Annotated in this window: 2 protein-coding genes; both read left to right on the top strand. The window is 35.3% G+C overall.

All coding sequences use genetic code 11. The features are described 5' to 3' along the window. Positions 1-635: lyase family protein (locus tag WBQ70_RS06610; RefSeq protein ID WP_423912007.1), on the top strand; the 635-nt coding region annotated here is incomplete at its 5' end. 151 nt (positions 636-786) lie between these two features. Further along, on the top strand, positions 787-3,030 hold the full coding sequence (locus WBQ70_RS06605; protein WP_423912005.1) for a cation:proton antiporter: 2,244 nt from the start codon (positions 787-789) through the stop codon (positions 3,028-3,030). Positions 3,031-3,038 lie beyond the last annotated feature (8 nt).

The following is a 3,038-nucleotide window of genomic DNA, read 5'->3' as shown; positions in this document are numbered from 1 at the left end:
GGTTACATCATTCGTTCCCAACCACACAAATTGAGCATTACGATCATTTTGCAGCGTTTTTTGATGCTTTGAAACGTATCAACACGATTATCATCGATTTAGACCGTGATATTTGGACGTATGTTTCAATGGATTATTTCAAACAAAAAATCAAAGCAGGTGAAATTGGTTCATCAGCGATGCCACATAAAGTAAACCCAATTGATTTTGAAAACTCAGAAGGAAACTTAGGAATTGCAAATGCGATTTTCGAACACTTATCGGCTAAATTGCCTATCTCAAGATTGCAACGTGATTTAACGGATAGTACCGTTTTAAGAAACGTAGGAGTTCCTGTAGGGCACACAATCATTGCCTTTGAAGCCACTTTGAAAGGATTGAATAAATTGTTATTGAACGAAAGCAAATTCCACGAAGATTTAGAGAAAAACTGGGCGGTAGTTGCTGAGGCAATTCAAACGATTTTGCGTCGTGAGGCGTATCCAAATCCTTATGAAACTTTGAAAGGTTTGACAAGAACAAACGAAGCGATTACTAAAGATTCTATTCATGCTTTTATTGGTACATTAGAAGTTTCTGATGCAATAAAAAATGAATTATTACAAATTACTCCAAGTAATTTTATAGGAATATAATTAAAACATGAAAAAAGTTGTCCTTAAAGAATTTATTTAGCAAAAATTCAACGAACGAAAGTGAACAACTTCGATTTCAAACTAAATATTTAAAAAAAAGCTATCTTTATCGATAGCTTTTTTATTGATTGTAATTACCAAAACAAAAACAATGAGTGCCGCAGCAACGATAGCCGAAACGACAAGTCATTTAAAGCCCTTAATAAGCGATTTAGGATTAATTCTTATGACCGCCGGAATTGCTGTATTACTATTTAAAAAACTAAAACAACCCTTAGTTCTTGGATATCTAATCGCTGGATTCTTGGCAGGGAATCATTTTGATTTTTTCCCATCAGTAAAAGACATCCGAAGCGTGGAAATCTGGGCAGACATTGGTGTTATTATCTTGCTTTTCAGTCTGGGACTTGAATTTAGTTTCAAGAAGCTGATGAAAGTGGGCGGAACAGCCTCTATCACCGCCGTCACGCAAATCATTACAATGGTTCTAGTGGGATTCTTGGCAGGTAAGTGGATGGGCTGGAAACTAATGGATTGTATTTTCCTTGGGGTGATTCTCTCGGTTTCATCGACAACCATTATCTTAAAAACCTTTGAAGAATTAGGTGTTAAAGCACAAAAATTTGCCGGTATTGTAATAGGCTCGCTGATTGTTCAGGATATTGTAGCCATCCTAATGATGGTATTATTATCTACAGTAGCAGCTACACAACAGTTTTCAGGTGGAGAATTGCTTTTTTCGGTATTGAAATTAGCTTTTTTCTTGACAGCTTGGTTTGTGGGGGGAATCTTTTTCATCCCCACTTTACTCAAAAAAGCCAAGAATTTATTAACTGATGAAATGTTACTCATCATCTCTTTAGCCTTGTGTTTGATGATGGTTATATTAGCATCTAATGTTGGTTTCTCTCCTGCCCTAGGTGCTTTTATTATGGGGTCTATTATTGCAGAAACAACTCAGTCAGAACATATCGAACATTTAATAAAACCTGTAAAAGATTTATTTGGTGCGGTTTTCTTTGTATCAGTAGGAATGTTAATTAATCCAGCTACATTATATGAACATGCGCTGCCTGTATTGATACTTACTTTAATTACCATTTTTGGTCAATCCATTAGTTCTACTATAGGTGCACTAATATCAGGGCAACCCTTGAAGCAGTCCATACAAACGGGAATGAGTTTGGCACAAATTGGGGAATTCTCCTTTATCATCGCAACCCTAGGAATGACGATGAATGTAACTAGTGGTTTCCTCTATCCGATAGTAGTGGCCGTATCAGCGATAACTACTTTTACAACGCCATTTATGGTGAAGATGGCGGTACCCTTCTCTGATTACTTAGAGACCAAACTTCCTCGGAAATGGCTTAAAAGCATTACCCGTTATAGTACTAATGCACAAGCGATACGTGCCGTGAGTACCTGGCAAGTAGTTATTAGAGCGCATTTAGTTCAAATTGTAATCCACACCATTATCATCACTTCGATTATTTTGATGTCTTCAAAATTTGTATTGCCACTAGTGGAAGATTCTAAATTTGGAAACGCCATTGCCGCCTTGATTACGATTATTATTATTTCTCCTTTCTTATGGGCGCTATCATTACGTCGTGTGGCTGTAAAAGAAGTAACAATCTTGTTTCAAGAACGAAAATACAAAGGCCCTATTATGATGCTTATCTTTTTTAGAATGGGATTAGCATTGTTCTATATTGGATTTTTATTGAATATTTTCTTCTCTCCTATTATTGCTTTTTTCGCTTTGGTTATTGCTATTCTAGCTTATTATTTTTTTCCAAAACAGTTACACGAGCAGTATCACCGAATTGAGAATCATTTTTTGAAAAACTTTAATGATAAAGAATCCAAAAAGATTGACAGACGTTATGCCAATCTTACGCCTTGGGATGGTCACATGACCACTTTTAAAATTCAAAAAGAATCAAACCTAGCAGGTAAAACACTTCGAGAAATCAGAATGAGAGAAGAGCTAGGAATCAACATCGCTTATATCAAACGAGGAGGTATTTTGATTCAAGTACCTAATAAAATGGAACGTTTGTTTCCTGGTGATGAAATTTGTGTGATTGGTACTGACAAACAAGTAAATGAATTTTCAGATTTCTTGATTCAAAATGAAATTGAAGTTCCTAAAATTGCACCACAAGATGAGATTGTCCTGCGCCAAATAGAATTACATAATGAAAATTTTATTGGACTAAGTATTGGTCGTTCAAAATTACGAGAACGTACCAATGGTTTGATTGTAGGTATTGAACGTAACGGTAAACGTATCCTAAATCCAGAATCGAATATTGTCCTTGAAAAAAATGATAATCTTTGGATTGTTGGGAACAAAAAATTATTAAATAGATTGTTTCAAGAGCAGTAAATAAAAAA

The sequence above is a fragment of the Flavobacterium sp. genome (genome assembly GCF_049590715.1).
Classification (GTDB): domain Bacteria; phylum Bacteroidota; class Bacteroidia; order Flavobacteriales; family Flavobacteriaceae; genus Flavobacterium.
The sequence above is the reverse complement of the archived record's forward strand: the minus strand, read 5'-3'. Positions and strand labels throughout refer to the sequence as shown.

Coding starts and splice junctions, on each gene's coding strand:
- WBQ70_RS06605 (WP_423912005.1), top strand. CDS start 787: ATGAGTGCCGCAGCAACGATAGCCGAAACGACAAGTCATTTAAAGCCC.